We start from the raw sequence: 3,851 nt of genomic DNA, 5'->3' as shown, positions 1-3,851 counted from the left end.
CGACATGCCTTGGTAGATCAGTGATCCACCACCAAGCCCGGCGGGTGCCAGCGCCGTGATGTTCTCGCCGACGACGGCATCGATGAGGCCCACGTACGGGTCCACTGCCAGCGGCTTGCCGAACAGTTGCGGGGCGCTGCGATGCCACAGCACCCGCTCGTCCGGGCTGGACGCATTGGGAAAGGTCCGGGCATTGGGGCCGGTGCGCCATTCGCGTCCACGCTCCAACATCAGTACCGGCACCCCGGCCTGTGTCAGCCGCAGGGCGGTGACGCCGCCACCGAATCCGGAGCCGATCACCACCACCCGGCGCTCCTCGCGGGTGAGCGGGGTGCGCCTCGGCGCGGCCGCGACCGGGGCCGCGGGGGCGGCGAGGACAGCGGCCCCGACCGCCGCTGTACCCGCCAGGAATCCCCGACGGCTCACCAATGCCGATGTTGCTTTGAACATAATCACTCCTTGTGTCTCTTAAGTCAAACGTCTTAATCTGTGCCCGCAGCAGGCCGCCCTCGCCGATACCGTGCGGCGTCGGCAGACCCATGGGGAATCATGGACATATGAGCGATGAGCCCACGACGCAGGCAACGCAGACGCGCCACCGACTGCTCACCGCCGCCGAAGAACTCTTCGCCGCCCGCGGCGTCACCGCGGTGTCGAACCGGATGATCTGCGAAGCAGCCGGTCAAGGAAACCACTATGCGGTCGCCTACCACTTCGAGTCCCGTGAAGGCCTGATCCAGGCACTGCTGCGCAGCCACAATGGCCGGATCGATGCACTCCGACGGCAGTTGGTGGACGAGCTCGGCTACATCGCCGAGGTGCGGGACTGGCTTCGCTGCCTGGTACAACCGCAGCTCGAATACGTCGGGACCGCGTCGGGGCGAACCCATTTCGCCACCATATGTGCGCACCTCGTCGCCGATCCGGCCTACACCGAGCTCATCTACCGCGAAGCCGCCCAATCGCCGTCGCTCATCCGGATCCTGGAGGGCCTCTACCGCACCCTCCCCAACCTGTCCGAGCACACGATCACGGTGCGGAACCTGATGACGCAGAACGTCTTAATCTCTACCTACGCCGACTTCGAGCGCTCCCGCAATGACGCCGCGGAGCTCGACAGCGAATCGTGGCGCGAGTTTTCCGACGCCATGGTCGACGGACTCCTTGGCCTTTGGCTAGCCCCAGAGACCTAGTCCCAGGAACCTAGCGCCGGGCGTCGCCTCCCTTCCGCATGAGCCCGGCACCGACCCATCTTCAGACACTTGACTTAGGAATGAAACACATGCGAGGGTGTTTGTGACATAGTTCACCTCGACGAGTAGCTCCGGCGCCGCCTCGGTATTGCTGCATCACCAGAACACCAGTCGAGACAGTTCATCGGAGTCACGTATGTTAGGTCCCCACTCGCAGCGATTGCGCCGGTTCGCGGTGATCACCGCGCTCGGGCTCGCCGCCACCGCATTGCCGCTCGGCATGATGAACGGTCCGCAGGCTCAGGCCGCGCCACGACTGCCGATCGCCAAAGCCGACTGCGGTCCCGGTTCCAGTCCCGAACGCGGCCTGCAGGGCGACGTCCCGGCCGCCGACCGCAACTCCGGTCGCAGCAAACGCGGGTACTCGTGCAATGTGAAGCGCCTGGGCGCGTACCAGGGCCACGGCGCTGGCATCACGTCGACCAGTTACCAGAACTGTGCCTACATGGGCAGCCTCTTTCCCGGTGCGGCAATCGGCTCAGACACCGGTGTATCCGTCGTCGACGCGAGCAATCCGCGAGCACCGCAGCGTACGGCGGTGCTCGATCATCCCGCGTTACAGGCCGGCACCTGGGAGAGCCTGAAGGTGAATCGCAACAGCGGTCTGCTGGTCGGCGCGGGCGTCCCGTTCCTGACCGGCGCCGGCCTGCTCGCCGTGTACGACGTCGCCAAGGACTGCGCGCACCCCACCCTGATGAACGACGTCGTCGGAACCCCGGCCGCACCGTTGGCGATCACCGCGCATGAGGGCGGGTTCTCGCCCGACGGCAAGACCTACTGGGCGACGGGCACCGCCCCCGGCGTCATCAGTGCGGTCTCGCTCGACGACCCCAAGCATCCGCGCGTACTGCTGAACAACCTCACTGCGCTCGACAACCACGGCATCGGCGTGAGCCCGGACGGCAATACGCTGTACCTGTCGCACAACTTCGGCGGCATCAGCATTTGGGATATCAGTTCGATCCAGAAACGCTCGGCTAATCCGCGGATGGTCAAGCTCGCCGACCTCGGCTGGTCCAACGGCGTGCTCACGCAGCACAGCATTCCGGTCACCTACGGTAACAAGGACTACCTGTTCACAGTGCTGGAAGGCGGCTCGGGCGGAGTGAAGTTCATCGACGTGAACAACCCGCGCAAACCGAAGGTCGTCAACGAGCTGAAGCTGGAGATCAATCTGCCCAAACACCAGGATTCGGCGCTCGCTTCCAGCATGGGCGGTAGCGCCTTCGCCTACGAGTCGCACTACTGCGCAGCTGATCGACCGGTGAATCCGACCGCCCTGGCCTGCGGCTGGATCTCCTCGGGAATCCGGGTCTTCGACGTCCGGGACCCGTTCGACGTCAAAGAGATCGCGTACTACAACCCGCCCGCGCAGACCGGCAAACACCTCGAGTTGTGGAACTCCCCGCACGCGCTCGCCTCGGTCATCGGCCTGCCCCTGATCTCGACCACCGGCATCCTGCAGTCGCTGGCCAGCGGCCAGTTTGATCCCCGCCAGGCGATCAGCGCCCGCTCAGGCAATCTGGTCGGCGATCTGAGTACCGACTGGTGCTTCTCCCCGCCGGAGTGGCGTGGCAACCAGCTGTACGTCGGTTGCTCGGACAACGGCTTCCAGGTACTGCAACTGACGAACGACGTCTACACGCCGCCCACCGATCAGCTGTCCACGGTCGGCTCGTGACCGAAAGCAGTTCGCGCCTTCGCCCGGCGGTTACGGTGCTCGCCGTCGCCACCCTGGCGGCGATCGCGCTGATCGGTGGAATCATGGTGCGCCCGTTGGTGATTGACGATTCTCGGGACCAACAGCCGACATTGAGCGCAGTCGAGGTTGCCTTCTTGCAGGACATGACTGCTCATCACCAGCAAGCAACCGAGATGGGCAAGCTGATCGACCGCGACGGCATCGATCCCGCAGTGCGCAATCTCGGCAGGCAGATCGCGACGAGCCAGCAGTTCGAGTTGGGCACCATGTCCGGCTGGCTGCGCTTGGTCGGCGAACCGCTGAACAATCCGGTCCCGATGGCCTGGATGACCCGGTACGCCGGCACGGGCCAGGACGACCACCACGCGAGCGCTGTCCTCACCGACGACGCGGCCCACCAGATGCCCGGCATGTCGACACCGGACGAGGTCGCGGCGCTCGGCTCGCTCCCGCCGACTGAGGCCGAGAACCGCTTCTTGATCCAAATGCAACGCCACCACTACGGCGGCATCGCGATGGCCCAAGATCTCACCGCCCGCGTGCCCGACGGCATCGTCGCCCAACTCGCAGCCAGCATGATCAGCAACCAAAGCAAGGAGACCGGGCTGATGGGCACCATGCTCGTAGCCCGCGGAGTCGAGCCCTAACCGGTGGCCAGGCCGCGCGCGATCACCAGGCGCTGAATCTGGTTGGTGCCCTCAAAGATCTGGGTGATCTTGGCTTCGCGCATATAGCGCTCGACCCGGAAGTCCCGCGTATAGCCGTTACCGCCGAAGACCTGCACGGCATCGGTGGTGACCCGCATGGCGGTGTCGGTGGCCGTCAACTTCGCCACCGACGCCTGCCGCGAATACGGCATCCCTCGATCGCGACGGCGGGCCGCGTCGAGGTAGGTG

General features: G+C 65.4%; 5 protein-coding genes. 3 read left to right on the top strand and 2 right to left on the bottom strand.

Annotation, left to right across the window (positions count from 1 at the left end; translation table 11 throughout):
- The coding region (locus WAW85_RS13255) for an NAD(P)-binding protein (RefSeq protein ID WP_422560074.1) at window positions 1-450 on the bottom strand (450 nt) is incomplete at its 3' end.
- A 107-nt stretch (window positions 451-557) separates the two neighbouring features.
- On the opposite strand from WAW85_RS13255, the gene WAW85_RS13250 reads away from it, so the two are divergent.
- From WAW85_RS13250 to WAW85_RS13240, 3 genes are all read left to right on the top strand, one after another.
- Window positions 558-1,193, top strand: a complete 636-nt coding sequence (locus WAW85_RS13250) for a TetR/AcrR family transcriptional regulator (protein ID WP_422560073.1) — start codon at window positions 558-560, stop codon at window positions 1,191-1,193.
- 196 nt (window positions 1,194-1,389) lie between these two features.
- Entirely contained in the window at window positions 1,390-2,934 is a 1,545-nt protein-coding gene (locus WAW85_RS13245) for an LVIVD repeat-containing protein (RefSeq protein WP_422560072.1), read from the top strand.
- Window positions 2,931-3,602, top strand: coding sequence for a DUF305 domain-containing protein (locus WAW85_RS13240; protein ID WP_422560071.1), 672 nt, complete (start codon window positions 2,931-2,933; stop codon window positions 3,600-3,602). The genes WAW85_RS13245 and WAW85_RS13240 overlap by 4 nt, the downstream gene beginning before the upstream one ends.
- Here WAW85_RS13240 and WAW85_RS13235 read toward each other — a convergent pair.
- Window positions 3,599-3,851, bottom strand: a 253-nt coding sequence (locus WAW85_RS13235; protein WP_422560070.1) for an acyl-CoA dehydrogenase family protein, incomplete at its 5' end; no start/stop codon positions are given. The genes WAW85_RS13240 and WAW85_RS13235 overlap by 4 nt on opposite strands.

It is taken from the genome of Gordonia sp. (in: high G+C Gram-positive bacteria) (assembly GCF_049299075.1).
GTDB lineage: Bacteria > Actinomycetota > Actinomycetes > Mycobacteriales > Mycobacteriaceae > Gordonia.
This window is presented reverse-complemented; position numbering and strand designations above follow the sequence as displayed.

Coding starts and splice junctions, on each gene's coding strand:
- WAW85_RS13250 (WP_422560073.1), top strand. CDS start 558: ATGAGCGATGAGCCCACGACGCAGGCAACGCAGACGCGCCACCGACTG.
- WAW85_RS13245 (WP_422560072.1), top strand. CDS start 1,390: ATGTTAGGTCCCCACTCGCAGCGATTGCGCCGGTTCGCGGTGATCACC.